This is a genomic window from Sphingobium fuliginis (assembly GCF_004152845.1).
GTDB lineage: Bacteria > Pseudomonadota > Alphaproteobacteria > Sphingomonadales > Sphingomonadaceae > Sphingobium > Sphingobium fuliginis.
The window spans coordinates 93,144-119,886 of the sequence record NZ_SEON01000005.1 but is presented as its reverse complement, the minus strand read 5'-3'; the positions used below and the strand labels follow the sequence as shown (position 1 = coordinate 119,886).

26 protein-coding genes are annotated in these 26,743 nt (G+C 65.4%); 12 read left to right on the top strand and 14 right to left on the bottom strand.

What is annotated here, in order from left to right; genetic code table 11:
* Nucleotides 1-6: 6 nt before the first annotated feature.
* From EWH10_RS13590 to EWH10_RS13575, 4 genes are read left to right on the top strand one after another with little or no spacing between them, the layout of a single operon-like run.
* Complete coding sequence (locus EWH10_RS13590; protein ID WP_044661965.1) at nt 7-1,401, top strand: TolC family protein; 1,395 nt, start codon at nt 7-9, stop codon at nt 1,399-1,401.
* A 53-nt stretch (nt 1,402-1,454) separates the two neighbouring features.
* Complete coding sequence (locus EWH10_RS13585; RefSeq protein ID WP_044661966.1) at nt 1,455-3,614, top strand: type I secretion system permease/ATPase; 2,160 nt, start codon at nt 1,455-1,457, stop codon at nt 3,612-3,614.
* Nucleotides 3,611-4,618 (top strand): cell wall hydrolase, encoded by a 1,008-nt coding sequence (locus tag EWH10_RS13580; RefSeq protein WP_229742627.1) that lies wholly within the window; start codon nt 3,611-3,613, stop codon nt 4,616-4,618. Before EWH10_RS13585 ends, EWH10_RS13580 begins: the two co-directional genes overlap by 4 nt.
* On the top strand, nt 4,615-5,889 hold the full coding sequence (locus EWH10_RS13575) for an HlyD family type I secretion periplasmic adaptor subunit (RefSeq protein WP_044661967.1): 1,275 nt from the start codon (nt 4,615-4,617) through the stop codon (nt 5,887-5,889). Before EWH10_RS13580 ends, EWH10_RS13575 begins: the two co-directional genes overlap by 4 nt.
* A gap of 45 nt (nt 5,890-5,934) precedes the next feature.
* On the opposite strand, the gene EWH10_RS13570 is transcribed toward EWH10_RS13575, so the two are convergent.
* The 3 genes from EWH10_RS13570 to EWH10_RS13560 form a co-directional block, all read right to left on the bottom strand.
* Nucleotides 5,935-6,996, bottom strand: coding sequence for a transglutaminase-like cysteine peptidase (locus EWH10_RS13570; protein WP_044661968.1), 1,062 nt, complete (start codon nt 6,994-6,996; stop codon nt 5,935-5,937).
* 158 nt (nt 6,997-7,154) lie between these two features.
* The gene (gene parE, locus EWH10_RS13565; protein WP_044661969.1) at nt 7,155-9,131 is read right to left on the bottom strand and encodes a DNA topoisomerase IV subunit B; all 1,977 of its coding nucleotides are present in this window, start codon (nt 9,129-9,131) and stop codon (nt 7,155-7,157) included.
* Between the two features lie 47 nt (nt 9,132-9,178).
* On the bottom strand, nt 9,179-9,616 hold the full coding sequence (locus EWH10_RS13560; protein WP_044661970.1) for a MarR family winged helix-turn-helix transcriptional regulator: 438 nt from the start codon (nt 9,614-9,616) through the stop codon (nt 9,179-9,181).
* A gap of 135 nt (nt 9,617-9,751) precedes the next feature.
* On the opposite strand from EWH10_RS13560, the gene EWH10_RS13555 reads away from it, so the two are divergent.
* On the top strand, nt 9,752-10,177 hold the full coding sequence (locus tag EWH10_RS13555) for an organic hydroperoxide resistance protein (RefSeq protein ID WP_025546570.1): 426 nt from the start codon (nt 9,752-9,754) through the stop codon (nt 10,175-10,177).
* A 71-nt stretch (nt 10,178-10,248) separates the two neighbouring features.
* On the opposite strand, the gene EWH10_RS13550 is transcribed toward EWH10_RS13555, so the two are convergent.
* Nucleotides 10,249-10,929, bottom strand: a complete 681-nt coding sequence (locus tag EWH10_RS13550) for a GcrA family cell cycle regulator (RefSeq protein ID WP_044661971.1) — start codon at nt 10,927-10,929, stop codon at nt 10,249-10,251.
* A gap of 117 nt (nt 10,930-11,046) precedes the next feature.
* Here EWH10_RS13550 and EWH10_RS13545 point away from each other — a divergent pair, with 117 nt between their 5' ends.
* Nucleotides 11,047-11,895: an ABC transporter permease gene (locus tag EWH10_RS13545; protein WP_044661972.1), complete on the top strand. Its 849-nt coding sequence runs from the start codon at nt 11,047-11,049 to the stop codon at nt 11,893-11,895.
* A 44-nt stretch (nt 11,896-11,939) separates the two neighbouring features.
* On the opposite strand, the gene EWH10_RS22140 is transcribed toward EWH10_RS13545, so the two are convergent.
* Nucleotides 11,940-12,065, bottom strand: a complete 126-nt coding sequence (locus EWH10_RS22140; protein ID WP_255308867.1) for a hypothetical protein — start codon at nt 12,063-12,065, stop codon at nt 11,940-11,942.
* Nucleotides 12,065-13,384, bottom strand: coding sequence for a UDP-glucose dehydrogenase family protein (locus EWH10_RS13540; RefSeq protein WP_044661973.1), 1,320 nt, complete (start codon nt 13,382-13,384; stop codon nt 12,065-12,067). Before EWH10_RS13540 ends, EWH10_RS22140 begins: the two co-directional genes overlap by 1 nt.
* 173 nt (nt 13,385-13,557) lie before the next feature.
* Between EWH10_RS13540 and wecB the strand changes: the two genes are divergently transcribed.
* The 4 genes from wecB to EWH10_RS13520 all read left to right on the top strand — a co-directional run bounded on the left by wecB (nt 13,558) and on the right by EWH10_RS13520 (nt 19,073).
* Nucleotides 13,558-14,700, top strand: a complete 1,143-nt coding sequence (gene wecB, locus EWH10_RS13535) for a non-hydrolyzing UDP-N-acetylglucosamine 2-epimerase (RefSeq protein WP_048578358.1) — start codon at nt 13,558-13,560, stop codon at nt 14,698-14,700.
* Between the two features lie 89 nt (nt 14,701-14,789).
* Nucleotides 14,790-16,100, top strand: a complete 1,311-nt coding sequence (gene wecC, locus EWH10_RS13530; RefSeq protein ID WP_044661975.1) for a UDP-N-acetyl-D-mannosamine dehydrogenase — start codon at nt 14,790-14,792, stop codon at nt 16,098-16,100.
* A gap of 121 nt (nt 16,101-16,221) precedes the next feature.
* Complete coding sequence (locus tag EWH10_RS13525; RefSeq protein WP_044661976.1) at nt 16,222-16,932, top strand: polysaccharide biosynthesis/export family protein; 711 nt, start codon at nt 16,222-16,224, stop codon at nt 16,930-16,932.
* Nucleotides 16,932-19,073 (top strand): GumC family protein, encoded by a 2,142-nt coding sequence (locus tag EWH10_RS13520; RefSeq protein WP_044661977.1) that lies wholly within the window; start codon nt 16,932-16,934, stop codon nt 19,071-19,073. The genes EWH10_RS13525 and EWH10_RS13520 overlap by 1 nt, the downstream gene beginning before the upstream one ends.
* 168 nt (nt 19,074-19,241) lie before the next feature.
* Here the strand turns inward: EWH10_RS13520 and purQ are convergent, their stop codons facing one another.
* Both purQ and purS read right to left on the bottom strand, forming a co-directional pair.
* Complete coding sequence (gene purQ, locus EWH10_RS13515) at nt 19,242-19,916, bottom strand: phosphoribosylformylglycinamidine synthase subunit PurQ (protein WP_044661978.1); 675 nt, start codon at nt 19,914-19,916, stop codon at nt 19,242-19,244.
* A gap of 3 nt (nt 19,917-19,919) precedes the next feature.
* Nucleotides 19,920-20,150, bottom strand: a complete 231-nt coding sequence (gene purS, locus EWH10_RS13510) for a phosphoribosylformylglycinamidine synthase subunit PurS (protein WP_007682101.1) — start codon at nt 20,148-20,150, stop codon at nt 19,920-19,922.
* Between the two features lie 199 nt (nt 20,151-20,349).
* On the opposite strand from purS, the gene EWH10_RS21770 reads away from it, so the two are divergent.
* Together EWH10_RS21770 and EWH10_RS13505 are read left to right on the top strand one after the other, a co-directional pair.
* Nucleotides 20,350-20,499 carry a hypothetical protein gene (locus EWH10_RS21770; RefSeq protein ID WP_165363364.1) on the top strand — a complete coding sequence of 50 codons (150 nt, stop codon included), beginning with the start codon at nt 20,350-20,352 and terminating at the stop codon, nt 20,497-20,499.
* A gap of 68 nt (nt 20,500-20,567) precedes the next feature.
* The gene (locus EWH10_RS13505) at nt 20,568-21,320 is read left to right on the top strand and encodes a sulfite exporter TauE/SafE family protein (RefSeq protein WP_025551065.1); all 753 of its coding nucleotides are present in this window, start codon (nt 20,568-20,570) and stop codon (nt 21,318-21,320) included.
* 20 nt (nt 21,321-21,340) lie between these two features.
* Here the strand turns inward: EWH10_RS13505 and purC are convergent, their stop codons facing one another.
* The 6 genes from purC to EWH10_RS21765 all read right to left on the bottom strand — a co-directional run bounded on the left by purC (nt 21,341) and on the right by EWH10_RS21765 (nt 26,715).
* Nucleotides 21,341-22,123, bottom strand: a complete 783-nt coding sequence (gene purC / locus EWH10_RS13500) for a phosphoribosylaminoimidazolesuccinocarboxamide synthase (RefSeq protein ID WP_025551063.1) — start codon at nt 22,121-22,123, stop codon at nt 21,341-21,343.
* A gap of 143 nt (nt 22,124-22,266) precedes the next feature.
* Entirely contained in the window at nt 22,267-22,395 is a 129-nt protein-coding gene (locus EWH10_RS22135; protein WP_262857224.1) for a hypothetical protein, read from the bottom strand.
* A gap of 31 nt (nt 22,396-22,426) precedes the next feature.
* The gene (gene otsA, locus EWH10_RS13495) at nt 22,427-23,830 is read right to left on the bottom strand and encodes an alpha,alpha-trehalose-phosphate synthase (UDP-forming) (RefSeq protein WP_082166324.1); all 1,404 of its coding nucleotides are present in this window, start codon (nt 23,828-23,830) and stop codon (nt 22,427-22,429) included.
* Between the two features lie 25 nt (nt 23,831-23,855).
* The gene (locus EWH10_RS13490; protein ID WP_226870241.1) at nt 23,856-25,634 is read right to left on the bottom strand and encodes a glycoside hydrolase family 15 protein; all 1,779 of its coding nucleotides are present in this window, start codon (nt 25,632-25,634) and stop codon (nt 23,856-23,858) included.
* Between the two features lie 99 nt (nt 25,635-25,733).
* A complete protein-coding gene (otsB, locus tag EWH10_RS13485) occupies nt 25,734-26,498 on the bottom strand; it encodes a trehalose-phosphatase (RefSeq protein ID WP_044661981.1) in 765 nt (254 codons plus the stop codon).
* Between the two features lie 70 nt (nt 26,499-26,568).
* Nucleotides 26,569-26,715, bottom strand: a complete 147-nt coding sequence (locus EWH10_RS21765) for a hypothetical protein (RefSeq protein ID WP_165363363.1) — start codon at nt 26,713-26,715, stop codon at nt 26,569-26,571.
* Nucleotides 26,716-26,743: the final 28 nt, after the last annotated feature.

Here is a 26,743-nt window from a genome sequence, read left to right as displayed (position 1 = left end):
GAAGGCATGACTATCATGCGCAAGACATGCGGCAGCCTGATCGCCCTTTGTGCGGCGGCCATGGTTTCGACGGGCTGGGCCCAGACCACCGATCTCAAGAGCGCGATCGCCGCGGCGATCGACAGCCATCCGGAAATCAACCAGGCGATCCAGAACAAGGAAGCCATCGAATTCGAGCGCGAACAGGCGCAGGGGCTTTATCTGCCCCGCGTCAGCGTTGAGGGATCGGCGGGCGTCCGCCGTCTGGAAAACGCCACCCGGCGCGCTCTCAACCTCGATAACCAGACGCTCTGGCCGCTGGAAGCCAGCGTACGGGCCGAGGAAACCGTCTGGGACTCCGGCTATCGCAGCGCGGAAAAGCGCCGGCAGGCCGCCCGCACCGACGGCGCGGCGCTGCGCGTTGGGGAGCGTTCGCAGTTCGTGGCGCTGAACGTCACCCGCCAATATCTCGACTATATGCTCCAGCAGCGGGTCGTGGCGGCGGCGGAGGACAATATCGCCTTCCACCGCAAGCTGCTGGGCGATTTGGGCGAAGGCGTGACCAAGGGGTCGATCAGCATCGCCGATCAGCAGCAGGCGGAGGAAAGGCTGCAAGCTGCTCTCGTCCGCAAGAGCGAGGCGGAGCAGGACATGACCAATGCGGCTATCCAGTTCCGCACGCTGACCGGCCTTTCCATCGATCAGGTCACCATGCCCGATCCGGTGACGAGCGCCGTGCCGCCGACGCTGGACGAAGCGATCGCCGCCGCGCGCACCCACAATCCGCTGGTCCGCGAGGCGGAAGCCGACATCCAGGCGGCGCATGCCGTGGTGGATGAGGCCAAGTCGGAACTGGGGCCGACGGTCTCCGTGGAAGGAACCGGCCGCGTCGGTCAGGATGTCGACGGCTTCAAGGGCAATACCAATGACATTCAGGGCCGCGTCGTCCTGCGCTGGCAGCTCTTCAACGGCGGCATCAACCGTGCCAAGGTCCAGGAGATGACCCGCCGGGCGAGCGAGGCGCGCTTCCGCCTGAGCCAGCGGCTGCGCGAGGCGGAGGAGGATGTCCGCACCGCCTGGAACCGTTGGGACACGGAAAAGAAGCGCGTGACTGACCTGTCGCGTCAGGGCACGGTCTCCGACGGGCTGCTCGTCTCCTATCGCGAGCAGTTCAATGTCGGCCGGCGTTCGCTGCTGGACGTTCTGGACAGCCAGAACACCCGCTTCAATACGCAGGTGCGGACGGAAACGGCCCGCTTCTCGGAGATTTTCGCGCAATATCAGATTCTGGCGGCCACCAACACGCTGCTGGATACGCTGGGCCTCGCCGCGCCTTCGGACGCCAAGGCCGATGCGCGGAAGACCTATAATGTCCCCGATCTGCCGCCCGCTGAGTTGCAGCGGCGGCGCTATCCGGGCTGAGTTTCATTATTGGGGGTCATCCCGGCGCAAGCCGGGATGGCGCGGGGTAAACAATGTTGGAACGAAGCACACTCAGTCTGGCCGAATGGCTGGACCATCAAGGCACGCCTAGCGACGAGCTGGTGGAGAGCATCGCCCATGCGGCGCGGCATTTCGACCGGTCGCCGGGTATCGTAAGCCTCCGCGCGGGGTTGGCCGTCGATGAATCCGGGCGCTTGCCCTTTCATCAGGCGGAATCCGCGCTCGATCAGATCGGTCTTTTGAGCGATCATGTCCGGGGCCGGCTGGACAAATGGCGGCCGGGCAACCTGCCCGCCATTCTGCCGCTGCGTGGCGGGCGTTTCCTGCTGCTGCTGGACATCAAGGCCGGTGACGCGCTGGTCCAGCTTCCGCATGCGGACGAAGCCGTCTGGGCGCCGCTCAGCGATCTGGAAGGCTATTTCACCGGCGAGGCGCTGGTGGTCATGGCCGATCATGGCCGCGAACGCGCCGAGGAACGCCCCTGGGACGAACGCGCCCGCCAGCACTGGTTCTGGCGCGAAGTCTGGCGCGCCCGTAGCGGCTTCGGCTATGTGATGCTGGCCGCGGCGATCATCAACCTGCTCGCCTTCGCGCTGCCGCTGTTCACGATGAACGTCTACGACCGGATCATCCCGAACAAGGCGGCTTCCAGCCTCTGGGTGCTGGGCGTCGGCGTCATGCTGGCCTTCAGCCTCGATTTCGCGCTGCGCATTGCCCGCGCGAGACTGGTGGACGAGGCGGGGCGGGAGATCGATGAGCGCCTTTCGCAACGCCTGTTCGAAAAGGTGCTGAACACGCCGCTGGCAAGCCGTTCGGGCAGCACCGGGGCGCTGGCGCGGCGCGTGTCCGAATTTGAATCCGTGCGCGAATTCTTCACCTCGACCACCGTGGTCCTGGTGGTGGACATCGCCTTCCTCTTCTTCTTCGTCGGCATCATCGCCCTTCTGGGGGGCTGGCTGGCCATCGTACCGGTCGTCATGATGGGGATCATGGCGAGCGCAGGCTGGGTCCTGCAACGATCGATGGCCCGCCTGTCACGCGATGCCCAGGCGGACTCCAGCCTGCAAAGCGCGGCGCTGGTCGAAGCGATCGGCGGCATAGAGACGCTGAAGGCCTGCCGCGCCGAAGGACGGATGCTGGAACGCTGGCGCCGCTACGCCCGGATGAGCGCGGCCACGCAGGAAAAGCTGCGGCGGCTTTCCTCCAAGAGCGTCACGCTGGCCGCCCTCTGCCAGCAGGTGACGAGCATCGCGTTGGTCATCGGCGGCTTCTACATGTTCGCGGCGGGCAACATTTCGATGGGCGCGATCATCGCCATCGTCATGCTGGCCGGGCGATCGCTCGCTCCGGTGGGACAGCTTGCCTTCGTGATCGTGCGCGGGCGTCAGGCCATGACGACGCTGGACAGCCTGCAAACGCTGATCGACCAGCCGGATGAGCGGCTGGACGGCGCGCGCGGCATCATTCCGAAGATCCGCAAGGGCGCCATTGTCGCGCAAGGGCTGGAGTTCGGCTATCCCGGCGCCAGCCAGCCCAGCCTGCGCGGCATCGACCTGCGCATCGAACCGGGCGAGCGCATCGGCCTGATCGGTCGCGTGGCGTCGGGCAAGTCGACGCTGGGCCGGGTGATCTGCGGCCTTTATCCGCCCACCGGCGGCCTGCTGACCATTGATGAGGTGGACAGCCGCCAATATCATCCGCATGAGCTGCGCTCCGCCTTCCGCTATGTCGGGCAGGATGCCGAGCTGTTCAGCGGATCGGTGCGCGAGAATCTGCTGCTGGGCGCTCGCGAAGCCAACGACGAAAAGCTGCTGGAGGCGCTGGAACGTTCGGGCGCGGCGCGTTTCTTCGGACGCGATGCGGCTGGGTTCGACCTGCATATCGGGGAGCGCGGCAGCCGCCTTTCGGGCGGACAGCGCAGTTTTCTGGTCATGGCGCGCGCCTTGGTGGAACCGGCCAAGCTCCTCTTCCTCGACGAGCCGACCGGCGCGATGGACAACCAGACCGAGAATCTGTTCATCGACCATCTGGAAAGGGCGCTGGAGCCAGACCAGACGCTGATCGTGTCGACCCACCGCCATGCGCTGCTGCGGATCGTAGACCGGCTGATCGTCATCGATCAGGGCGTCGTGCTGGCGGACGGCCCGCGTGACGAGATCATCGGCCAGCTCCAGCGGGGGGCAGGGCAATGAGCGCGGTACGGCCTGCCTATTCAACACGGAGCGCTTTTATCCTTGGTGCGGGACTTGCTACGACGGCAGCCTTCGCCGTGGCGGTGCTGTGGCACCACGACCAGCCCCAGCCCACGATGCAAGCCAAGATCGTGGAAGCCGCTCCTGCCATCCCCCGCCAATATCTGGCATTGGTTCAGATGACCGGGCAAACCGTCCCGGCGGAAGACGGCGACAAGGCCCGCGAGGAAAACCAGCGTCTCGGCTTCTCCGGCACGATCAGCGCCGCCAAGCCCTTCCGTGCCCTCGCCACGGCGGGCGAGGACCATGACCGCGCCCTCCAATGCCTGACCCAGGCCGTCTATTATGAAGCCGCCCGGGAGCCCGAAAGCGGCCAGCGCGCCGTCGCGCAGGTGGTGCTGAACCGCGTCCGCCACCCCGCCTTCGCCAAGACGGTGTGCGGCGTCGTCTACCAGCGCTTCGACGCCTCGGTCTGCCAGTTCAGCTTCGTCTGCGACGGTTCGCTGGCGCGCCGTCCGCTGCCCGACCTCTGGAACCGGGCGAAGCGGATCGCCGCCGATGCGCTGACCGGCCGGGTCGAGAAGGAAGTGGGCACCGCGACCCATTATCACGCCGATTATGTCTTCCCCCGCTGGGCGCCGCATCTGGCGAAGCTGGCGCAGATCGGCGCGCATATCTTCTATCGCTGGCCGGGCGGCTGGGGCCTGCCGGGGGCGTTCACCGGCCGCTATGCGGGCGGCGAGCATATTCCCGCCTTCGACCCGTCGCGCTTCGCCATAGCGGCCGAACCGGCTATCGATTATCCGCCCGTCGCGGCCCTGCCGGAACGGCGGGCGGCCAATGATGTCGGCGGCCGGATGGACCCGACCAAGGGCTGGAAACTCTCCATCCCCGATCCTTCCACAGGCGGCGGCGCGCTTAGCGAGATGCTCGCCCGCCAGCAAAAAGCCTCGCCAGTCACTCTGGCGGCGGACGACCATCATCTCCAAGGGGTGCAACCATGATTTCGCGCTGGATAGGCTGGCTGCGGGGACAACCGGGCAACAAGCAGGTCATTCTCTACAGCGGCGGCGGCATGCTGGTCTTCCTGATGTGGGCCAGCCTGGCGCCGGTGGACGAGGTGACGCATGGACAGGGCAGGGTGATCCCGTCCAGCAAGGCGCAGGTCATCCAGTCCGCCGAACCCACCACGATCGAGGAAATACTGGTCCGCTCCGGCCAGAAGGTCAGCAAGGGCCAGCTTCTGGTGCGGCTCGACGATGCGATGCTGGCTTCGGAACTGGGGCAGCTTCAGGCGGAGACGCGCTCGCTGACCGCGCGCGCCGGGCGTCTGGAGCGGGAAGGCACGGGTGAAGGCGCGGCTTGCACGACCGGCGGGCCGGAATGCCAGCAGGAACAGGCGCTCGCCGCCGTCCGCCAGTCGGCGCTTCGCAGCAAGCAGGACGCGCTTGCGGCCCAGGTCGACCAGCGCCGCCGCGAACTGGGCGAGGCGCAGGCGACCATCGACAGCCTGGGCGGCAGCGTCCAGCTTGCGCGCCAGCGGGTGGCGATGCTGGAACCGCTCGCGGCGAAATCGATCATCCCACAGACCGAATTGCTCGACGCCCGCCGCGAACTGGTGGACGCGCAGGGGCGGCTCAATGCCGCGCAGCAGCAGGCTTCGCGTGCGTCCGCCGCGATCCGCGAGGCGCAGGCGCAGCTTTCGGAAGCCAATTACCAGTTCCGTCAGGACGCGCTCAACGAGCGTAGCCAGTTGGAGGCGAAGATCGCCGTCAACAGCGAGTCCCTTCGGGGCGCAAAGGGACGGGCGCAGCGGGCGGAGATCCGCTCGCCCGTCGATGGTGTGGTCAATGACGTGCAGGTGACGACCATTGGCGGTTTCGTCAGTCCCGGTCAGAAGATCATGCAGATCGTCCCGGTGGGCGAAAAGCTGCTGGTCGAGGCGCGGGTGAAGCCCAACGACATCGCCTTCATCAAGACCGGCGACCGGGCCGTGGTGAAGGTGACGGCCTATGACTTCTCGATCTATGGCGGGCTGACGGGCACGGTGCAGCAGGTCTCCGCCGACAGCGTCTATGACGAAGCGACGCGAGAAGCCTATTTCACCGTGGTCGTGGAGACGGACCGCGCCTGGCTCGGTTCAGGCGCGCACAAGCTGCCGATCACGCCGGGCATGGTTTGCGATGTGGAAATCCTGACCGGCCGCAAGTCGGTGCTGGCCTATCTGTTGAAGCCGATCATGAAGGCGCGGTCGGAAGCGCTGCGGGAGCGGTAAGCCTGTCCTCAACAATGCGAAGGACGATGCACCAAGGGCGCGCGATCACCGCGCCGCAAACTGCACCGGCTGCGGCGGCGTCACCCGATAGCCATGAGTCCAGCGCCCAAAGGCATTGAAGCTCATGATCGGCCGATAATCGCTGACGCTGGACGAAGGCAGCACCCGGTCGGTCATGTTGTCCAGGATCATCAACTCGTCCCTGATCCGCACCGCCAGCACGGCATGGTCCGCCTGCCGCACCAGGTCGCGGGCGATGACCAGGAACATGGCGCGGCGGTCGAAACCCGCCGCCTCCAGCAGCTTCATCTTGGCGATGGCATAATCCTCGCAATCGCCAGCGCCGCTCTGCAGCGTCCGCGCCGCCGAAGCCCAGTTGTCGCCGCCCTGCCGGTCATCGACGAAATGCAGCCGGCGATTGACCCAGCCATTGATCATCTCGACCTGCTGCTGCGCCGTCGATCCGCGAGCCGCGTTCAGGACACCGCTCCAGACCCCCTTGCCGGGCAGCACCGCCGAAACGGAAGCCCATTTGCTGTCGAGCAGCGTCCGGGAAATCGGCATGGCGACCGATCCGAAAACATCCGGTTGCCCATTGCGCGGCATGATCTGGCCCGAAAGCGCCGGAACCGGGCGGGCCGGCATGACGAACGCGCTGGCCCGTGGCGTTGCGGCAGCCGTCGGGTCTGGCAAAAATCCCTGCATGAAGCCGGGCACCAGCACCGGCTGGCGATAGCTCAGTACGGAAAGCTGGACCCCCTGCAACCGCCAACCGGGCAATTTGCCGCTGAAGTCGTTGATGCGCCGATCGTTGATGATCATCGCTTCCGGGAAAGGCGGTTGCCCCACCCAAGGCGCTGGACTGGCCGTGCCGCCTTGCTGCGCACTGATTGCTGCCAGACGGCTCATGCCGCCCGCGAGAAGATTGGCGGCGACGCGTTCGGCGGGCGTATAGGCCGACCGGCTCTGCGTGAAGATGTCCGGAATAGCCCCCAGCGGCGCCTGCGCCAGAGCATGGCCGCTCGCCGCCAGCAGCAGGGTGGCGCTGGCGCGAAGCGCGAAGCGACGCAGAGCCGATGAGGGAATGGGCGGGACGAAGCCTGACATGCTTGCCCGTATCCCGCCGAAAATTGAACATCCGGTGCCCCGCGCTGGTTAACGCGGCGGTAGGCAAAAAATTGCCGGCAGATTTTTGCCCGGCAGTTTTCGGGCTATCGCAAAAATCCGCTCTGCCGCTTTGCCGCAATCAAGAAGAAAATCGCTTCTCAGGCGTCGATTGTCTCCTCATCGACCGTTGCCGCATTCTCCTGGATGAAGGCAAAGCGATGAGCCGGATTGGTGCCCATCAGCCGGTCGACCAGTTCACGGACCTGCTGCCGGTCCTCTATGTCGTCGGGCAGGGTGACGCGGATCAGGCTGCGGGTCTTGGGGTCCATCGTCGTTTCGCGAAGCTGCGCCGGGTTCATCTCGCCCAAGCCCTTGAAGCGGCTGACGTCGACCTTCTTTCCCTTGAACTCCTTGGCCAGGATTTGCTCCCGATGGGCGTCGTCCTTGGCATAGAGGCTCTTGCCTCCCGCTGTCAGGCGGTAGAGCGGCGGCTGCGCCAGATAGAGATGGCCCCGCCGCACCAGTTCCGGCATCTCCTGGAAGAAGAAGGTCATCAGCAGCGTCGCGATATGCGCGCCGTCGACGTCGGCGTCGGTCATGATGACGATGCGTTCGTAGCGCAGATTGTCGGGATTGCAGTCCTTGCGCGTGCCGCAGCCCAGCGCCAGGATCATGTCGGCAATCTCCTGATTGGCGAGGATCTTGGCGGTATTGGCGGAGGCGACGTTCAATATCTTGCCGCGCAAGGGCAGGATCGCCTGCGTCTTGCGGTCACGCGCCTGCTTGGCGGAGCCGCCGGCCGAATCGCCCTCGACCAGGAAGATTTCCGCTCCCTCCGGATCGTCGTTCGAACAGTCGGTCAGCTTGCCCGGCAGCCGCAACTTGCGCGCGCTGGTGGCGGTCTTGCGCTTGACCTCCTTCTCCTGCTTGCGTTTCAGGCGCTCGTCCATCCGGTCGAGCACATAGGCGAGCAGCGCCTTGCCGCGCTCCATATGGTCGGAAAGATAATGGTCGAAATGGTCGCGCACCGCATTTTCGACCAGCCGCGCCGCCTCCGGGCTGGTGAGCCGGTCCTTGGTCTGGCTCTGGAACTGCGGATCGCGGATGAAGACCGACAGCATGATTTCCGAAGAAGTCACGATGTCGTCGGCGGTGATGTCCTTCGCCTTCTTCTGCCCCACCAGTTCTCCGAAGGCGCGGATGCCCTTCACCAACGCGGCGCGCAGGCCGGTCTCATGCGTGCCGCCATCGGGCGTCGGAATGGTGTTGCAATACCAGGAGTAGCTACCATCGGACCAGAGCGGCCAAGCAACCGCCCATTCCACGCGCCCGGCCGAGTCCGGAAAATCCTGACTCCCCGAAAAGAAGGCGCTGGTCGCGCATTCACGGTCGCCCACCTGTTCCTTCAGATGATCGGCCAGTCCGCCGGGGAACTGGAACACCGCCTCGGCCGGCGTATCGTCGGTGATGAGTTCCGGCGCGCATTTCCAGCGGATTTCCACGCCCGCGAAAAGATAGGCCTTGGACCGTGCAAGGCGATAAAGACGGGAAGGCTTGAACTTCTGCTCCCCGAAAATCTCCGTGTCGGGAATGAAGCTGACCGATGTGCCGCGCCGATTGGGCGCCGCGCCGACCTTCTCCAGCCCACTGGTGGGCAGGCCCTGGGCAAAGCTCTGGCGGAATAGTTCCTTGTTGCGCGCCACTTCGATCACCGTGACGACCGACAGCGCATTGACCACGCTGATGCCAACGCCGTGCAGACCGCCCGACGTCGCATAAGCCTTGTCGGTGAACTTGCCGCCCGAATGGAGCGTGGTCAGGATCACCTCCAGCGCCGACTTGCCGGGAAATTTGGGATGCGGGTCGACCGGGATGCCCCGGCCGTTGTCGGTGATGGTCAGCCTGTTGCCTGGCTCCAGCAGCACCTCGATCCGCGTCGCATGGCCCGCGACCGCCTCGTCCATGCTGTTGTCCAGCACTTCGCTGGCAAGATGGTGCAGCGCGCGCTCGTCCGTGCCGCCGATATACATGCCGGGGCGGCGGCGCACCGGCTCCAGCCCCTCCAGCACTTCAATGGCGGAGGCGTCATATTGCGGGGTGGCGGAGGGATTGGCGGCGAACAGGTCTTCGGACATGGGCACAAGCTATAAGCCGGCGGATGGCAGGCGCAAGCGCGCGTTGTTCAGGGCAGCGGATCGCGCAACGCGGCCCACAACTGCTTCACCCGCTCATTGAGGTCGGCCAGTTGCATCCCGTCCATGCCGGACCGTTCGAGCAGGGTTTCGCCCAGGCAGCCGCATTCCTCCCGCATCGCCGCGCCGCGCTCCGTCAGGCGCACGTCGACGCGCCGTTCGTCGGCCGTGCTGCGGGCGCGGGTGAGGAAGCCTGCCGCTTCCAGCCGCTTGACCAGCGGCGTCACCGTGCTGGATTCGAGCGACAGACGCTCCGCGATCTGGCCGATAGTGCGGCCGTCCTGTTCCCATAGGGCATGCAGCACCAGATATTGCGGGTAGGTGATGCCCAGTCGGTCGAGCATTGGCTTGTAGGCGCGGCCGATCGCCATGCTGGCGGCATAGAGCGAGAAGCAGAGTTGATCGTCGAGCGGCAGGGCGGCGGGCATGGGCGGTCTCCTTTGCAGGTTCCATAGCACGAAAATATATATCGTGATAAATAAAATGCTGGACAAAGGGCCGCGCCATATCTATCTAAAAATTATCGCGATAATGATTATCGTGAAATATGAAGGAGCAAGCCCATGTCCGTCGATGTGAAATATCGTACCCGTGCCACCGCCACTGGAGGCCGCGATGGGGAAGCCCGTTCGGAAGACGGCCGCTTCGCTGTAAAGCTGTCGACCCCGAAGGAACTGGGCGGTCCCGGCGGCGATGGCAGCAATCCCGAGCAGCTTTTCGCCGCGGGCTATTCGGCCTGCTTCATCGGCGCTCTCAAGGTTGCAGGTGGTCAGTTGAAGATCCGCGTGCCGCAGGATGTAGCCGTCACCGCGACCGTCGGCATAGGTCCGCGCGCGGCGGGCGGGTTCGGCATCACCGCCGATCTGGAGATCAGCCTGCCTGGCGTGGAGCGGGCCGACGCGGAAAGGCTGGTCGCCGCGGCGCACCAGATTTGCCCCTATTCCAACGCCACGCGCAACAATGTCGATGTCGGGCTGACCATCGCCTGACGCGCCACAGCCAATGAAAAGGGCCGCTTCCAAATGGAGCGGCCCTTTTTCATCCCGGTCTGCTCTGGCGATCAGCGAACTCGCGGACCACCGAAGGGCAGGGGCGGCGGCGGACGGCGAGTGCCGCGCGGCAACTGCGCCTGATAGGCGCGTCCGCAATGTTCGACGCAATAGGGGAAGCCGGGGTTCACCGCTTCGCCGCAGAAATGGAAGTCCGGCTCGCCCGGATGGCCCATCGGCCATTTGCAGATGCGCTCCGTCAGGTCGAGCAGCGTGGTCTTGCCGGCGATTTCCGGGCTGGGCTTTGCGGGGACCAGGCGGCGCGGCGGGGCTGGGGGGATCGGCGCCTGCTGGTCGCCCGGACCCTGACGCAGGAAGCCGCCGGGGCCCACGGAGATGATGCGCGGCTGCGGCGCGGCAGGCGCTTCGGCCGCCGGCGCGGCGGCAGCGGGCGCCGGGGTAGGCGCGGCCGGCGCCGCAGGGCGGGCGGGCGGTGGCGCGGCATGCTGCGCCGGCGCGGCCGGCTTTGGCGCTTCGGCCTCCGTTGCGGACTTGCGCAGCGGCGGGGCGGCCTTTTTCGGCACTTCGTTGGCTTTCACCGGGGATGGGCGCGATTGCAGGCCCAGGCGGTGCGCCTTGCCGATCACGGCGTTACGGCTGACCCCGCCCAGTTCGTCCGCGATCTGGCTGGCGGTCAGGCCACGTTCCCACATTGCCTTGAGCTGGTCGATACGCTCGTCGGTCCAGGACAATGAATGACTCCTCAAAATTTCAAATTCGCGCCCTATATGGGGCGCGCCGGCCCGGGTTCAATTTCCCGTGCACAACGCCCTTGCGGCACAACCCCTCAGCCGATAGTCGATCCGACCATGAACGACCAGTCCAAAATTGCTGCTTCCCTGTCGCATCAGCCGCCTTTCCATGAGCCGGGCGAGCTGGTTATCCGCAACGTCAACTGGGCCGGAGCCCGCGCGCTGTACCGCAAGGAAGTGCGACGCTTCATGAAGGTGCAGCTCCAGACGATCTGGGCACCCGCCGTTACGACGCTGATGTTCCTGGTCATCTTCACCCTGGCGCTGGGCGGAGCCAACCGCCAGGTGCTGGGCGTGCCCTTCGCGGACTTCATCGCGCCGGGCCTGATGATCATGGGCATGATGAACAATGCGTTCGCGAACAGCAGCTTCTCCCTGCTGGCGGGCAAGATGCAGGGGACGCTGATCGATTATCTGATGCCGCCGCTGTCCGTCAGCGAATTGCTGCTGGCGCTGGTGGGCGCGGCGGTGACGCGCGCCTTCTGCGTCGGCCTGGCGCTATGGGGAGCCATGGCGCTGTGGCCGGGGGTGCATGTGACCCCGGCGCATCCCTGGGCGATCCTCTGGTTCGGGCTGATGGGCGCGGGGTTGACCGCCTTCATCGGCGTGCTGACCTCCATCTGGGCGGAAAAGTTCGACCATGCCGCCGCCATCACCAATTTCGTGATCGGGCCGATGACGCTGCTGTCGGGGACTTTCTATTCCATCGACCGCCTCGCGCCCGTCTTCCGCGCGATCAGCCACGCCAACCCCTTCTTCTACGCCATTTCCGGCTTCCGTTACGGCTTCGTCGCGGCGGCGGACGGCGATGTCGTGGTGGGCAGCCTGGTGCTGCTGGGGCTGAATATCGCGCTTGGAATGCTGTGCTACGCGCTGCTCAGGCGCGGGTGGAAACTGAAGGCCTGAAAATAGCGGCATGTGCTCCTGCGCAGGCAGGAGCGCATATTCCATCACATCAACCCGGCAATCACCGGCACCACCAGCGTCAGGACAAGCAAGGCAAGAACCGCCACCACCCAATGATGCAGCCGGGGAAGGCCGCGTTCATCGCGCCCTCGCTCTGGCTTCAGCAGCATCAGGCAGAAACGCCCTTGCCTCCGACCCGCGTCAGCGCAAAGCCAGCCGCCTCGGCTTCCCGGCGCGGGTAGATGTTGCGCAGGTCGACCAGCACCGGTCCGTTCATCGAAGCCGCCAGCCGCTTGAGGTCCAGCGCCCGAAACGCATCCCACTCCGTCACCAATACCAGCGCGTCCGCCTCGGTCGCCGCTTCATAAGCGTCCTTCGCCATGGTCACGCTGGGCATTAGTGGCGCGGCGACCTCCATGCCCTCGGGATCATAGGCGACTATCTTCGCCCCCGCATCCTCCAGCGCCTGCACGATGGCCAGGCTCGGCGCATCGCGCATGTCGTCGGTATTGGGCTTGAAGGTCAGGCCCAGCAGCGCCACGGTCTTGCCCCGCGCCTCGCCGCCCAGCGCCTTCACGATCTTGCGCCCCATGGCCCGCTTGCGCAGGTCGTTCACCTGCACGACGGTCTCGACGATACGGATCGGCGTGTCGTAATCCTGCCCCGTCTTCACCAGCGCCAGCGTATCTTTGGGGAAGCAGGAGCCGCCATAGCCTGGGCCAGCATGCAGGAATTTCGACCCGATGCGGTTATCGAGGCCGATCCCCCGCGACACATCCTGCACCTCCGCGCCGACCGCTTCGCACAGGTCCGCCATCTCGTTGATGAAGGTGATCTTGGTCGCCAGGAAGGCGTTGGCGGCATATTTGATCAACTCGGCCGTCCGCCGCCCGGTGAACATCACCGGCGCCTGGTTGAGATTCAGCGGCCGGTAGACCTGCGCCATCACATCAATGGCCCGCTGGCTGCCGGTGGTGCCGACCACGACCCGGTCCGGGCGCTTGAAATCCCCGATGGCCGCACCTTCGCGCAGGAATTCCGGATTGGACACGACCTGGATGTCCAGATCGGGGCGCGCTTCCCGGACGATCCGCTCGACCTCGTCCCCAGTGCCGACCGGAACGGTGGACTTGGTGACGATGACGGTCGGCCCATCCAGCGACTCTGCGATTTCCTTGGCTGCCGCATAGACATAGCTCAGGTCCGCATGCCCGTCGCCGCGCCGCGAGGGCGTGCCCACGGCGATGAAGATCGCATCCGCGCCCTTCACCCCCTTCGCCAGATCGGTGGTGAAGCTCAGCCTTCCGGCCGCTGCATTGCTGCCTACCAGATGGTCGAGCCCCGGCTCGAAAATCGGCATGCGTCCGGATTCGATTGCGGCGATCTTGCCTGCATCCTTGTCCACGCACACCACGTCATGGCCGAAATCGGCAAAGCAGGCGCCTGATACCAGCCCGACATAGCCCGTGCCGATCATCGTGATCTTCATAAAATAACTGAGCCCCCGATTGGGAAGTGGTCTGGCTGGCCTCTAGCACAGCTTCTCGCCCGTGCGAAAGCGGGCGTGGGGGGTACCCATGTTCAGGGGATGGTTACGATTTTCTGCCAGGCACTTACCCGAAAGACGGCTTGCAAAGGCGGGAAAATGGCAAAGGACGGCAAATGAAGGTTGCGCTGGTGTTCGGGACGCGCCCCGAGGCGATCAAGCTGTTTCCAGTGATTCACGCGCTCCGCGCGCGGGAGGATGTTGAAACCCGCGTGATCGTGACCGCGCAGCATCGCGGCCTGCTGGACCAGGTGCTGGAGATCGCCGGAATAGCGCCCGACATCGACCTGGACGTGATGACGCCGAACCAGACGCTGGACGGCCTGACGGCGAAGTTGATCGTGGAACTGGGCAAGGCCTTCGACGCGGAGAAGCCCGATCGCGTGGTCGTGCATGGCGATACCCTTACCACCATGGTCGCCAGCCTTGCCGCCTATTACCGCAAGATTCCCGTCGCCCATGTCGAGGCGGGCCTGCGCAGCGGCGACATCCACCACCCCTGGCCGGAGGAGGTGAACCGGCGCGTCGTCGCCTGCATCGCGGACATGAATTTCGCGCCGACCCAGGCAGCCGCCGACGCGCTGCTGGCGGAAAATCGCGATGCCGCGACCATATATGTAACCGGCAACACGGTGATCGACGCGCTGCTGGCCACCCGCAAGCGCGTGCTGGCCGAACCCCATCTCGCGTCGGGACTCGACAGCCTGGCCCAGCGCTTCGCCGGAAAGCGGATCGTCGCCGTCACCAGCCACCGGCGTGAGAATTTCGGCGGCGGGATGGAGGCGATTGCCCGATCGATCGCCGAAATCGCCGCGCGTCCCGACGTGGCCGTGATCTTCCCCGTCCACCCCAATCCCCATGTGCGCCCTGTCATGGATACCGTGCTGGGCAGCCTTCCCAATGTCGCGATGATTGAGCCGCTGGATTACCCCCATTTCGTTCGCCTGCTGGACCTGTGCCATCTCGTCCTGACCGACAGCGGCGGCGTGCAGGAGGAGGCGCCTTCGCTCGGCAAGCCCGTGCTGGTGATGCGCGAGACCACGGAGCGCCCCGAAGGGGTGACGGCGGGCACCGCGAAACTGGTCGGCACCGATCGAATAAAGATCGTCCGCTCGGTCTTTGCCCTGCTGGATGACGAAGCCGCCTACGCCGCCATGTCCCGCGCCCACAACCCCTTCGGAGACGGTCACGCGTCGGAGCGCATCGCAGACATCATAGCCGCGAGCGCGCAGGCTGAGAATATGGAAGAGGCGGCCTAAACTCGATTGGGAACTGACGGTCCGTTACCGAAATCTTCAGCATTTCCCGCCACAAACGGACCGAATTCAAAAGCTTCCACAGGACCCCCATGCCCCTCGATAAGCTCCAGCAGAAGGTATCCGTCATCGGCCTCGGCTATATCGGCCTGCCGACCGCCGCCCTGATCGCGCGCGGCGGCGCGCAGGTCGTCGGCGTTGACGTCAGCGCCCATGTCGTGGAGACGGTCAACTCCGGTCGCGTGCATATCGAGGAAGTCGATCTCGACGGCCTCGTCCAGGGCGTGGTCTCCCGCGGCAATCTCCGCGCCAGTCTGGAAGTCGAGCCGAGCGATGTCTTCATCATCGCGGTGCCGACTCCCGTGGCCGAAGACCGCGCGCCGGACATCAGCCACGTCCTCAAGGCCGCCCGCACTGTCGCTGAGGTCCTGAAGGCCGGCGATACCGTCATTCTCGAATCCACCTCGCCGGTCGGCACCACCGAAGCCATGCGCGATCTTTTCGCCCAGCTCCGCCCCGACCTGAAGATGCCCGAACCCGGCGTGGCGGGCGACATCGCCATCGCCTATTGCCCCGAACGCGTCCTGCCCGGCCGCATCCTCGTCGAACTGATCGACAATGACCGCTGCATCGGCGGCATCACGCCTCGCTGCGCCCGCAAGGCGCTGGGCTTCTACCGCCAGTTCGTGCGCGGCGCCTGCATCACCACCAGCGCCCGCGCCGCCGAAATGGTGAAGCTGGTCGAAAACAGCTTCCGCGACGTCAACATCGCCTTCGCCAACGAACTGTCCGTCATCGCGGAACGCATGGACATCGACGTGTGGGAGGTCATTCGCCTCGCCAACCGCCATCCCCGTGTCAACATCCTCCAGCCCGGCCCCGGCGTCGGCGGCCACTGCATCGCGGTCGACCCCTGGTTCATCGTCCATGGCGACCCGGAAAACAGCCGCCTCATCCGCACCGCCCGCGAAGTCAATGACGGCAAGACCGACCATGTGGTCGCGAAAGCGTCCGACCTGATCGACGAGTTTGCCGGCGAGGACATCGCCTGCCTTGGCCTCGCCTTCAAACCCAATATCGACGATTTCCGCGAAAGCCCGGCCGTGAAGGTCGCGGCGCGTCTCGCCAAACGCTACGGCCGCCGCATCAAGCTGGTCGAACCCTATGCCCATGATCTGCCGATGGAGTTCGCCGGAACGGGCGCTGAACTCGTCGATCTCGATACGGCTCTGGAACAATGCGGCGTTTTCGTCATTCTTGTCGATCATGATATGTTCAAATCGGTTCCGGTGGACGAACGCGCCGACAAGGCGGTTTACGACACGCGCGGCGTCTGGCCGGATCAGCCACGGCGGCCGACCGCGGGTCAGGTTGTCCCGGATCAGGCCCGGATCGCCATCTGATCGGGAGCTCCGCGCCCTCCTTCGTCCAGCCGATGGTTGCCATGTTCCTGTCGCGCCGTTAACCCCGCCCGCAATGGCAGGCCTTGTGCGTGCCCACTGAATTGCGGGGGATTTAAGCGGCATGAAGCGGCCGACCGACAGCAGGAGCCAAGCGCTGGTCATGATCATGGCCTGCATCTGGCTCGGTGCCTGCTCGACCGTGGAGGACGCGCCGAAGGGGGAAGCCGCTTATGCCGCCATTCCGACGGCTCCTGCCGTGGGGATGGACTATCGCATATCCCCCGACGATGTCCTGCGCATCCAGGTCTATCATGAACCGGGCCTTTCGCTGGAGGACGCGCAGGTGACTGCTGCGGGCATGGTTCGCATGCCGCTGGTGGGCGATGTTTCCGTCGCCGGCCTGTCCGCCAGCGAAGCGTCGGACGTCATCGCCGGGCGGCTGGGCGAGCGCTATCTGGTTTCCCCGCAAGTGACGGTATTCGTCAAGAAGGCGGTGGGTCGCCGCATCACTGTGGATGGGGAGGTTCGCGAACCGGGCCTTTTCCCGGTGGAGGGCCGACTGGGGCTGTTGCAGGCGGTCGCGATGGCCAAGGGGCCGACGCGCCTTGCCAGCCTGGGCCAGATCGTCGTGGTCCGGCAATCGGACGGCGAGCGCAAGGCGGCGATGTTCGACATGGGGGCGATCCGCAGGGGCGAGGCGCCCGATCCTGAAATCCTGCCGGGCGACACCGTCATCGTCGGCCTCTCGCGCGCCAAGGCGATATTGGGCGGAACGCTGCTGGCGCTGCCTGCGGTCGGCGCCGGATTCGTCGTGCTGGATGGAGGACTCTGATGGCGCGGCCAGGTCTGCTGATCGACGATAGCGGCGCGTCCACTTCCATGGAGGGACGTGCAGCGCGCTTCGCCGCGGCGGCGAGCGGGGCGTGGACGGCGGTGCGGCGGCATCGCATCATCCTGTTCGTCACCATGGCGCTTTGCGTGCTGGCAGGCGTGGTCTTCATCCTGCTGTCGACGCCCGATTATCGCGCCACCGCCTCCGTCGAGGTGGAGGATGTCCCCGCCGGCGCCGCTGGGGCGGCCGCTGCGCAGCGACAGGCGACGCCGTCCGACAATGAAGCGTTGATGCAGACCGAACTGGAAGTGCTGCGCAGCCGCGCCCTGGCGGAAGATGTGGCTCGCGAACTGGCCTTGATCGGCAGCCGCACCTTCTTCGACGGCATGAACGTGCGCCGGCCGGAGCAGGGGACGGGCGCGCTCAGCCAGCGTCAGGTCGAGACCGAGACCGTTGTGGGCCTGCTGCGCGACAATCTGCATGTCGAACTGCCCGGCAAGTCGCGGGTCATCCGCATCAGCTTCACCAGCGCCGATCCGGTGCTGTCGGCGCGCGTCGCCAACAGCTATGCCGACAGCCTGATCCGCGCCGATCTGAAGCGAGGCTTCGAATCCGGTGTTCAGGCGCGGCGATTCCTGCTCGGCGAACTGGACGGAGCGCGGAAGGATCTGGAACGGGCGGAGCGCGACCTGGCGGTCTATGCCGCCAATGCGGGCGCCATGGCGCTGCCGGGATCGAGGGAGGCCGGATCGAAGGAGGCCGGATCGAAGGAGGATGACGGCGATCCGTCTCCCGAGGGCACGATCGCGACACGGCTGGCGCAACTCAACGCCTTCCGTGCGCAGGCGACCGCCGACCGCATCGCCGCGCAGAAGCGCTGGGAAAGCGCCCGCATGTCGAGTGTCGAGACGCTGCCGGAAGTGCTGAACAACGGCGCGATGCAGCAGATCATGACGGAAAGGGCGCTGGCGCGGGCGCAGGTCGTGCAGGAACGCCAGTTCCGCAAGGATGCCCACCCCGAAATGCGTGAGGCCCGCGCCCGGCTGGCCGCGCTGGACGATCAGGCGGAGGGCATGGCCAACACGATCCGCGCCTCGCTCAAGGAACAGTTCGATGTCGCCGTGCATGGCGAGAAGCAGATCCAGTCCGAAATCGCCAAGGTCGAGCGGCAGGCCCGGGCCGAACGCGGGCGCGGCGTGCAGATGAGCATATTGGAGCGGCAGGTCGACACCTATCGCCTGCTGCACGACAGCCTGCTCCAGCGTTATCGCGACATGGCATCGCAGGCAGGCTTCCAGGCCGGCCGCATCCAGCCGCTGGACCGGGCGGCGGTGCCTTCGCGGCCTTCTTCCCCCAATATCGGCGTCACCATGCTGTTCGCTTCGCTGGGTGGGCTGATCCTCGGGCTGATGGCGGTGGCGGGGCGGCATATCTTCGACGACGCCGTGACTTCCGCCGACACGCTGGCGGAGCGGGTGAACCTGCCGCTGCTCGGCGCGGTTCCGGCGGGGGAGAAGCCGGGGGCGGAGATTTTCGCGCCGATGGCTTCTTCGCTGCTTCTGGGTTCTGCGGCCGGTCTGCCGCGTTCCATACTCGTCACCAGCGCGCAGGAAGGAGAGGGGAAGTCCTCCACCCTCCATGCCCTGGCCAGGGCGCTGGCAAAACTCGACAAGCGGGTGCTGGTGATAGACGCTGATATGCGGCGGCCCAAGCAGCACAGCCTGTTCGGCATATCGCCCGCTCGTGGGATCAGCGAGTTGATGACGGGCCAGGCCAGGATGGACGACGTCATCGTGGATAGCGGCGTACCGGGCGTGGCCTTGTTGCCCTGCGGGGCGATCCCGCCCAATCCGGCGGAATTGCTGGTCACGCCTGCGATGGATTCCCTGCTGGCGACCGTTCGGGAACGCTATGACACGGTGCTGATCGATGCGCCGCCCATTCTCGGCCTGTCGGATGCCTGCCTGCTGGCGAGCAAGGCGCAGGTGACGTTGCTGGTGGTAGAATGGGGCCGCAATCATCATGGCGGCCTGCGCGTCGCCGTCGATCGCTTGCGCCGGGCGGGCGGCGCGATCATTGGCGCGATCCTCACCAAGCAGGAAGGCCGCGCCTTCGAATATGACTATCATCGCGGCGGGTGAGCCAAGTAGCGCGGCGCGACTTCGGCGGAGATTTGCTTAGCCCGCTATGCAATGGCAGCGCGTGGAGTGTTACGGCACAAAGCTGTTCATGGATTGAACGCTCTGGCTGGCAACGCCGTCAATGCATGCCGAAAGCCGGTTCAGCAAGCCGGGCCATATCCCTTGGCTTCAGGCCCGGGCAAGCAGCCCTTCCACCAGTCCTTCGAACAGCCGTCGGCCATCGGTCGCACCATGGGCCGGCTCTATCACCCGCTCCGGGTGCGGCATCATGCCCAGCACATTGCCGGCCTCGTTCAGGATAGCCGCGATGTTCCGCGCCGATCCGTTGACGCTCTCCGCATAGCGCAGCGCCACGCGGCCTTCGCCTTCCAGCCGGTCCAGCGTTTGCGCATCGGCAAAATAATTGCCGTCATGATGCGCCACCGGAAAGCTGATCGCCTCGCCAGCTTCATAGCGGCTGGTGAAGGCGCTCTGCGCATTCTCGACCGTCAGCGCCACGTCGCGGCAGACGAAATGGCCGCCCGCATTGCGCAGCAGCGCACCGGGCAACAGCCCGCTCTCCGTCAGCACCTGGAAACCGTTGCAGATGCCCAGCACATAGGCCCCGCGATCCGCCGCCTTCGCCACTGCCTGCATCACCGGCGAACGTGCCGCCATCGCGCCGGAACGCAGATAGTCGCCATAGGAAAAGCCGCCCGGCACGCCGATCAGGTCGAGATCGTCGGGCAGTTCCGTGTCGCGGTGCCAGATCATGGCAGGCCTTGTACCGGTCGCCGTCTCGAACGCCACGGCGAGGTCGCGGTCGCAATTGCTGCCGGGAAAGACGATGACAGCGCTCTTCATGGCTCAGGCCTTTTCGATGCGGTAGTTTTCGATCACCGTGTTCGCCAGCAGCTTGCGGCACATAGCGTCGATGTCCTCGTCGCTGGTGCCGTCGGCCAGGTCCAGTTCGATCAGCTTGCCCGCGCGCACATCATTGACGCCGCCGAAGCCAAGGCCTTCCAGCGCGTGATGGATCGCCTTGCCCTGCGGGTCGAGGACACCGCCCTTGAGGGTGACGAAGATGCGGGCTTTCATGAGTGTGGAACTCCGTAAAACAGGCTTTCGCGCACCCCCGGGGCATTCTGCCTGCAGAATGCGCAAGCCGTGAAAACCGGAGGGCTGGCGATCGTTTGAATCGTCCAGCCCTCTAGTCCCGGAGCGCCCGGCAAGCAAGGCATTATGCTTTTGTTAGCGGCCATGGCGTTATCCATCCCGCAGAGGGAAGGATTTTCGCATGGCCGGTCTTGCTTTGGCGATGTTCGTGGGGCTTTTCGCCTTCGGTCAGCAGGTCATGGGCTATGACGATCCCCATGGCCGGGTTCAGCTGGCGCTTCTGGCGACCTTCACCTTCGGCGTCCTGATCGGCTATCGCGCGCATAGTTGACGCGCAGGCGCCAAACGCCGCAAAAAAGATGCTCCCCCAACGAGCCGCCTTGCTTTAGGCGGAGCGCCATGAATCCGGATTATCTCTATTATGCCTGCGCCATAAGCGCGGTTATCCTGTCGGGCCTTGCCAAAGGCGGATTTGCCGGGGTTGGCGCGCTGGCCATGCCGATCCTCGCCCTGGGCGTCGATCCCGTGCGGGGAGCGGCGATCATGCTGCCCATTCTGATCCTGCAGGATGTGGTCGGCGTCTGGTCGTTCCGGCATAGCTGGGACCGGCATGTCCTTAAGGTCATGCTGCCCGGCATGGCGGCCGGCGTAGGGCTGGGCTATTTTTTCGCGGCCCGCGTGTCCGAAATCGCGGTGATGGGCGTGCTGGGCCTGATTTCGACATTGTTCGGCCTGCATCGGCTCTGGATCGAGCGGGGCGGCGCGATCGTGTTGCCGTCGACCTCGCCCTCATGGGTGGGCGTGCTGCTCGGCGTGGCGAGCGGCTTCACCAGCCAGATCGCGCATGCCGGGGCGCCGCCCTTCCAGATGTGGGTTCTGCCCAAGCGCCTGTCGCGCGACGTTCTGGTGGGGACGACCGCAATCGCCTTTGCGGTGACGAACTGGATGAAGGTGCCGGCCTATGCCGCCCTGGGGCAGTTCACCAGGGCGAACCTGCTGGCGACGGCGATGCTGATCCCGCTTGCCGTCGTGTCGACCATGGCGGGTGTGGCGTTGGTGCGGCGCTTCGATCCCGCCCGTTTCTACACGCTGATCTATGTGCTGATGGTGTTGCTGGGGATCAAGCTGATGGCGGACGCGCTGCTCGCCTGAGCCGCGCGTCCGGGTTCCCATCAGTCCTTGCCGCGCTTCTTGCGATGGGTGTCGAGGTCGAGGACGGTGGTATCCACGCCCTCCGGCATCAGGCCCAGGCGCCGGGCGACTTCCTGATAGGCCTCGACTTCACCGCCCAGGTCGCGGCGGAAACGGTCCTTGTCCAGCTTCTCGCCGGTCGCCATGTCCCAGAGGCGGCAACCGTCGGGGCTGATCTCGTCCGCCAGGATGATGCGGCTATAGTCGCCGTCCCACAGGCGACCGAATTCCAGCTTGAAGTCGATCAGGCGAATGCCGATGCCCGCGAACAGGCCGCACATGAAGTCGTTGATGCGGATCGCCATGTCGGCAATGTCGTGCATTTCGTCCTGGCTGGCCCATCCGAAGCAGGCGATATGCTCTTCGGACACCAGCGGGTCGCCCAGCGCGTCGTCCTTGTAGCAATATTCGATGAGCGTGCGGGGAAGCTGCGTTCCCTCCTCGATCCCCAGCTTCTTGCTGAGCGAACCCGCGGCGACGTTGCGCACGACCACCTCGATCGGCACGATTTCCACCTGACGGACGAGTTGTTCGCGCATGTTGAGGCGGCGGATGAAGTGGGTAGGAACGCCGATCTGGCCGAGCAGAGTGAAGATATGCTCGGAAATCCGGTTGTTGAGCACGCCCTTGCCCGAAATCGTGCCCTTCTTCTGGGCATTGAAGGCGGTCGCGTCATCCTTGAAATATTGGATGATCGTACCCGGCTCGGGGCCTTCATAAAGGATCTTTGCCTTGCCTTCGTAGATCTGGCGGCGACGGGCCATATGCGGTTCCTGTCTTCCCAATAAAGAATGTGCCCCGGCAAACGCGAATCGGGAAGGATCAGCGGGTGCCGGGGCTGCTTGGGCTGGCCCTTAGACCAAAAGGGGCGGGGGTGCAAATGGGCGAGTTCGGGCGAGGGAGCCCGCTACAGCACGTCGCCGAACATGAACCAGATCAGCGCCAGCCAGGCCAGAAGGCCGACCACGCCCAATATGACGCCCGATCTGGCGCGAATGGCGGCCAGGGCGCCCCCCGCTTCTTCCTCATCATCCATCGGCCCGACTGTAGCGGCGCTGGCGGGAAAGTTAAGCCGGTTGCGCCTCCTGTTTCACCTCGCCATTGCGTTGGACCGCCATCAGCCGCTCCGTGAAGCGCTGCCGCCACCAGCTTATGTCCTGCTTTTCGACACTGTCCATCATGGCGCGCCATCGCCGCTTGCGCTCGTCCAGCGGCATGGAGAGCGCGCGGGTGATGGCGTCGGACATCTCTTCCGGACTGTAGGGATTGATCAGCAGCGCGTCCTTGAGTTGCTGGGCGGCGCCGGCGAAGCGCGACAGGATGAGGACGCCGGGATCGTCCGGATTCTGCGCGGCGACATATTCCTTGGCGACCAGGTTCATGCCGTCGCGCAGCGGCGTGACGAGCCCGATCTTGGCCGCGCGGTAGATGCCGGCCAGCTTGTCGCGCGGATAGCCCTGATTGACGTAGCGGATCGGGGTCCAGTCCACATCGCTATATTCCCCGTTGATGCGGCCGGCGAGCGCATCCAGGGTTGCGCGGATCTGCTGGTAGCTCTCCACCTCGCCGCGGGAAGGCGGGGCGATCTGCGTCAGGACGACGTTGCGATGCTGTTCGCTATGATCCTTCAGGAAGCGGGCGTAGCCGTTGAACCGTTCTTCCAGTCCCTTGCTATAGTCCAGACGGTCGACGCCCACGATCATCGCGCGATCCTGCAGCGACCGGCGGACCTTTTCATACATGTCCTTGGCCGCATCGCTGACGGCGGCGCTGGCATATTCCTGCGCGTTGATGCCGATGGGGCAGGCGATCGCCTGAATCGTCCGCTTGCCCAGCGTCACGAAATCGCCGTCCACCGAACCGCCCATTTCGCGTTCGACATAATGGCGGAAGGATTCCAGCCATTCCTCGGTATGGAACCCCACGACATCATAGGCGAAAAGCGCCTGCACCAGCTTGCTGTGGTGGGGCAGCGACACAAGCAGCCGGGTCGGCGGCCATGGGATGTGCAGGAAGAAGCCCATGCGATTGTCATGGCCCCGGTCGCGCAGCATCCGGCCGAGCGGGATCATGTGGTAATCCTGGACCCAGATGATGTCTTCCGGTTCGATCAGCGGGCTGGTCGTGTCCGCGAAGCGTTGGTTGACGCGGTTATACCCGCCTTCGAAATCGCGCGCATATTCGGCCAGGTCTATCCGGAAGTGGAACAGCGGCCAGAGGGTCTTGTTGGCATAGCCATTATAATATTCGTCGACATCCTGCTCCTCCAGGTCGATGGTTGCCGTCTTGACCCCTTCATCCTCCGAAAAGCCGATCTGCCCGGTGAAATTCTCCGTGATCTCGCCGGACCAGCCGACCCAGATGCCGCGGCTTTCGCGCAGCGCCTGGGAAAGCGCGACTGCCAGACCGCCCTGGTTGCCGTTCTTGGTCGGGCGGCTGACCCGGTTCGAAATGACTATCAGGCGGCTCATGCCAAGCGCCTCCATGCCAAGCGCTTCATCGCATCACGCTCCACGGTTTGCTCAAGAGCACGGCGCAATTGATGATGCCGACCAATGAGTAGGTTTGGGGATAGTTCCCCCACAATTCCCCGGTGACGGGATCGATGTCTTCGGAAAGCAGGCCGGCGGCGGTGCGGCGGGACAGCATCTCCTCGAACAGGGCGCGCGCCTCCTCGCTGCGGCCGGTCCGATGCAGGGCCTCTATCAGCCAGAAGGTGCAGACGTTGAAGGCGGTGACGGGCTCCCCGAAATCGTCCGGCGCGCTGTAGCGCAGCATGTCGTTGCCCCGGCGCAGGTCCTTTTCCAGCGCCTTCAGCGTTCCGATGAACATGGGATTGTCCGCCGTCAGGAAGCGCAGGTCGATCAGCTGGAGCAGGGAGGCGTCCCTCGCATCGTCCTCGAAATTGGCGGAGATGGCGTTGCTGTCCGTCCGCCAGGCCGACTGGAGGATGCGGGCCTTCATGATTTCCGCCCGCTCGCGCCAATGGACTTCGCGGTCCGGCAGCCCAAGGGCGGCTGCCGCATGGGCGAGGCGGTCGCACGCCGCCCAGCACATCACCGCGCTGTAGCTGTGGACATGGGCGCGGGTGCGCAGTTCCCACAGGCCGGCATCGGGCTTGTCATAGACCTGCCAGGCGCGCTCGCCCACGGCCTCCAGCGCTTCGAAGTCCGACAGCCCCGCCATGCGCAGCAGGCGCTGGTCGATGAAGCCCTGCACGGAGGAGAGGACGATCTGCCCATAGGCGTCGTGCTGTACCTGGGAATAGGCGGCATTGCCGACGCGCACCGGCCCCATGCCGCGATAGCCGGGCAGGTTCTGCGCCTCCCGCTCCTCCAGCGTGGCGTTGCCGCGCACGTCGTAGAGCGGCTGGATATGGCCGCCCCGCGCGCCGTCGACGATGTTGCGGAGATAGACGAGATAGCTTTCCAGAACGTCCAGCGCGCCCAGCCGGTTCAGCGCCTCCACCGTATAATAGGCGTCCCTGATCCAGCAGTAGCGATAGTCCCAGTTGCGGCCGCTGTCGGCATGTTCGGGGATGCTGGTGGTCAGCGCGGCGACGATGGCGCCGGTCTCCTCATGCTGGCAGAGCTTGAGCGTGATGGCGGAGCGGATCACCGCCTCCTGCCACTCGGCCGGAATGGCCAGGCTTCGCACCCAGATCTGCCATTCGTGGATCGTGTCGTCCAGCATCCGTTCCACCGCGGGGCGGAGGGCGTCCGAAAAGCTCTCATCCGGCCCCAGGAAGAAATGCATGTCATGTTCCAGCCGGAACCAGCTTTCCTGGGAAATCAGGCCGATGGGCGCATTGGTGGACATGCGCATCGCCATGTAGGACAGCACCAGCCGGATATGGTTGGAGCCATAGCTGATCGGCACCTTTTCCGAATGCCAGGAGGTGGTGGGGCGCAGCCTGACGCGGATGCGCGGGCTGCCCGATACGGGCCGAACGACGCGGGCGAACGCGACGGGGCGGTACATCCGCCCCTGATGCTTGTGGCGCGGGCAGAAATCGTAAAGCTCTATCGCATTGCCCTGCGCGTCGGTCTGGCGCGTCACCAGCACAGGCGTGTTGCGGATATAATGCTGCTCGATCCGGGCGCAGTTCTCCAGCTCTATGGCCCAGAAGCCCCGCGAATCCGGTTGGTCCCAGGCGGCATCGTCCAGCAGTGCCGAGAATACCGGATCACCGTCGACGCGGGGGACGCAGGCCCATATCATCCGCCCGGCCCGGTCGATCAGCGCCGATGCCTGGCAATTGCCGATGGGCCACAGGTCGAGCGTGCGCTCATCCCCGCCCGGAAGGTCGTTTTTCTGCGTTTCTATCGGTCCGTCCCCCTTGTTCGTGCACGACAGGGGCGCCGGACCATCGGATCAGTCGGTGCCAGCGACCCCCTGGGCAAGATAATGCCTGACGGCGGCAACCTGTTCCAAAGAGAATGCGGCGAGCGTCGCCCTGGGCACGCCGACGAGAATGCCGGAGCCGCCCAGATCGCGTGCGACGGCAAAGCCCTCCTCATCGGTGACGTCGTCCCCGATGAACAGCGGCGTGCCGCCGGCCATGGGTGCGCGGCGCATCAGTGTGCGGACGGCGCTGCCCTTGTCGGCGCCGCCGGGACGCAGTTCGTAGAGCATCTTGCCCGGCTGGAGCGCGAGGTCGAGCCGATCCGCCAGGCTGGCGGCCAGATCGCCTGCTTCCCGGCCCCATTGCGGGGCGCCGCGGAAATGAAGGCCGACGCTGATCGTCTTGCGTTCGACGAGGACGCCGGCCTTTCCGGCCGCGAAGGTCTGGAAGGCGGCTTCCGCCTCATTGACCGCGGGGAGGCGGGCAGGCGCTTCTACGGGGCGGCCGGGTTCCGCCAGTTCCAGCCCATGGGTGCCGGCGAGCAGGAACTGCCCGAAGCCGAAATCGCGCAGCGTCGCGACGGATCGGCCGCTGACGATGGCAAGCCGCCCATCCAGCCGGTCGCGCAGACGGCCGAGGAGGGCGAGCAGATCGTCATCGACCTCCACGCCGTCGGGCGTGTCGGCTATCGGGGCCAGCGTTCCGTCGAAGTCGAGGAACAGCGCTGCCCCTGTCAGCAGCCGGGGCGGCGGAGGGGGAAGATCGGGAACAGGGGAAAGGCGGGAATCGGACACGCGCGCAAGTTGGCGTGTGGCGCGGATTGTGCAACCCCCGTCGCACCATGTTCGCGATTTTCGAGGGGCTTCATCGCCGTTCCTCGATCCAGGGGGCAGACCAGGCGATGCGGTGGAGCGCGCAGAAGGCCTGCATGATGGCGGCGATCAGGCCGGGGCGATTCCGGGCGGCTTCGTGGCCGTTGGGGGACAGCCGGGCGTCCTTGGACAAGTGCATGGCAAGGCTCCTTTTCCATGAATGATCC

What these genes read in the sequence shown, in the direction of transcription:
- EWH10_RS13590 (WP_044661965.1), top strand. Translation starts at nt 7, where the DNA reads ATGACTATCATGCGCAAGACATGCGGCAGCCTGATCGCCCTTTGTGCG.
- EWH10_RS13585 (WP_044661966.1), top strand. Translation starts at nt 1,455, where the DNA reads ATGTTGGAACGAAGCACACTCAGTCTGGCCGAATGGCTGGACCATCAA.
- EWH10_RS13580 (WP_229742627.1), top strand. Translation starts at nt 3,611, where the DNA reads ATGAGCGCGGTACGGCCTGCCTATTCAACACGGAGCGCTTTTATCCTT.
- EWH10_RS13575 (WP_044661967.1), top strand. Translation starts at nt 4,615, where the DNA reads ATGATTTCGCGCTGGATAGGCTGGCTGCGGGGACAACCGGGCAACAAG.
- EWH10_RS13570 (WP_044661968.1), bottom strand. Translation starts at nt 6,996, where the DNA reads ATGTCAGGCTTCGTCCCGCCCATTCCCTCATCGGCTCTGCGTCGCTTC.
- parE (WP_044661969.1), bottom strand. Translation starts at nt 9,131, where the DNA reads ATGTCCGAAGACCTGTTCGCCGCCAATCCCTCCGCCACCCCGCAATAT.
- EWH10_RS13560 (WP_044661970.1), bottom strand. Translation starts at nt 9,616, where the DNA reads ATGCCCGCCGCCCTGCCGCTCGACGATCAACTCTGCTTCTCGCTCTAT.
- EWH10_RS13555 (WP_025546570.1), top strand. Translation starts at nt 9,752, where the DNA reads ATGTCCGTCGATGTGAAATATCGTACCCGTGCCACCGCCACTGGAGGC.
- EWH10_RS13545 (WP_044661972.1), top strand. Translation starts at nt 11,047, where the DNA reads ATGAACGACCAGTCCAAAATTGCTGCTTCCCTGTCGCATCAGCCGCCT.
- EWH10_RS22140 (WP_255308867.1), bottom strand. Translation starts at nt 12,065, where the DNA reads ATGCTGCTGAAGCCAGAGCGAGGGCGCGATGAACGCGGCCTTCCCCGG.
- EWH10_RS13540 (WP_044661973.1), bottom strand. Translation starts at nt 13,384, where the DNA reads ATGAAGATCACGATGATCGGCACGGGCTATGTCGGGCTGGTATCAGGC.
- wecB (WP_048578358.1), top strand. Translation starts at nt 13,558, where the DNA reads ATGAAGGTTGCGCTGGTGTTCGGGACGCGCCCCGAGGCGATCAAGCTG.
- wecC (WP_044661975.1), top strand. Translation starts at nt 14,790, where the DNA reads ATGCCCCTCGATAAGCTCCAGCAGAAGGTATCCGTCATCGGCCTCGGC.
- EWH10_RS13525 (WP_044661976.1), top strand. Translation starts at nt 16,222, where the DNA reads ATGAAGCGGCCGACCGACAGCAGGAGCCAAGCGCTGGTCATGATCATG.
- EWH10_RS13520 (WP_044661977.1), top strand. Translation starts at nt 16,932, where the DNA reads ATGGCGCGGCCAGGTCTGCTGATCGACGATAGCGGCGCGTCCACTTCC.
- purQ (WP_044661978.1), bottom strand. Translation starts at nt 19,916, where the DNA reads ATGAAGAGCGCTGTCATCGTCTTTCCCGGCAGCAATTGCGACCGCGAC.
- purS (WP_007682101.1), bottom strand. Translation starts at nt 20,150, where the DNA reads ATGAAAGCCCGCATCTTCGTCACCCTCAAGGGCGGTGTCCTCGACCCG.
- EWH10_RS21770 (WP_165363364.1), top strand. Translation starts at nt 20,350, where the DNA reads ATGGCCGGTCTTGCTTTGGCGATGTTCGTGGGGCTTTTCGCCTTCGGT.
- EWH10_RS13505 (WP_025551065.1), top strand. Translation starts at nt 20,568, where the DNA reads ATGAATCCGGATTATCTCTATTATGCCTGCGCCATAAGCGCGGTTATC.
- purC (WP_025551063.1), bottom strand. Translation starts at nt 22,123, where the DNA reads ATGGCCCGTCGCCGCCAGATCTACGAAGGCAAGGCAAAGATCCTTTAT.
- EWH10_RS22135 (WP_262857224.1), bottom strand. Translation starts at nt 22,395, where the DNA reads ATGGATGATGAGGAAGAAGCGGGGGGCGCCCTGGCCGCCATTCGCGCC.
- otsA (WP_082166324.1), bottom strand. Translation starts at nt 23,830, where the DNA reads ATGAGCCGCCTGATAGTCATTTCGAACCGGGTCAGCCGCCCGACCAAG.
- EWH10_RS21765 (WP_165363363.1), bottom strand. Translation starts at nt 26,715, where the DNA reads ATGCACTTGTCCAAGGACGCCCGGCTGTCCCCCAACGGCCACGAAGCC.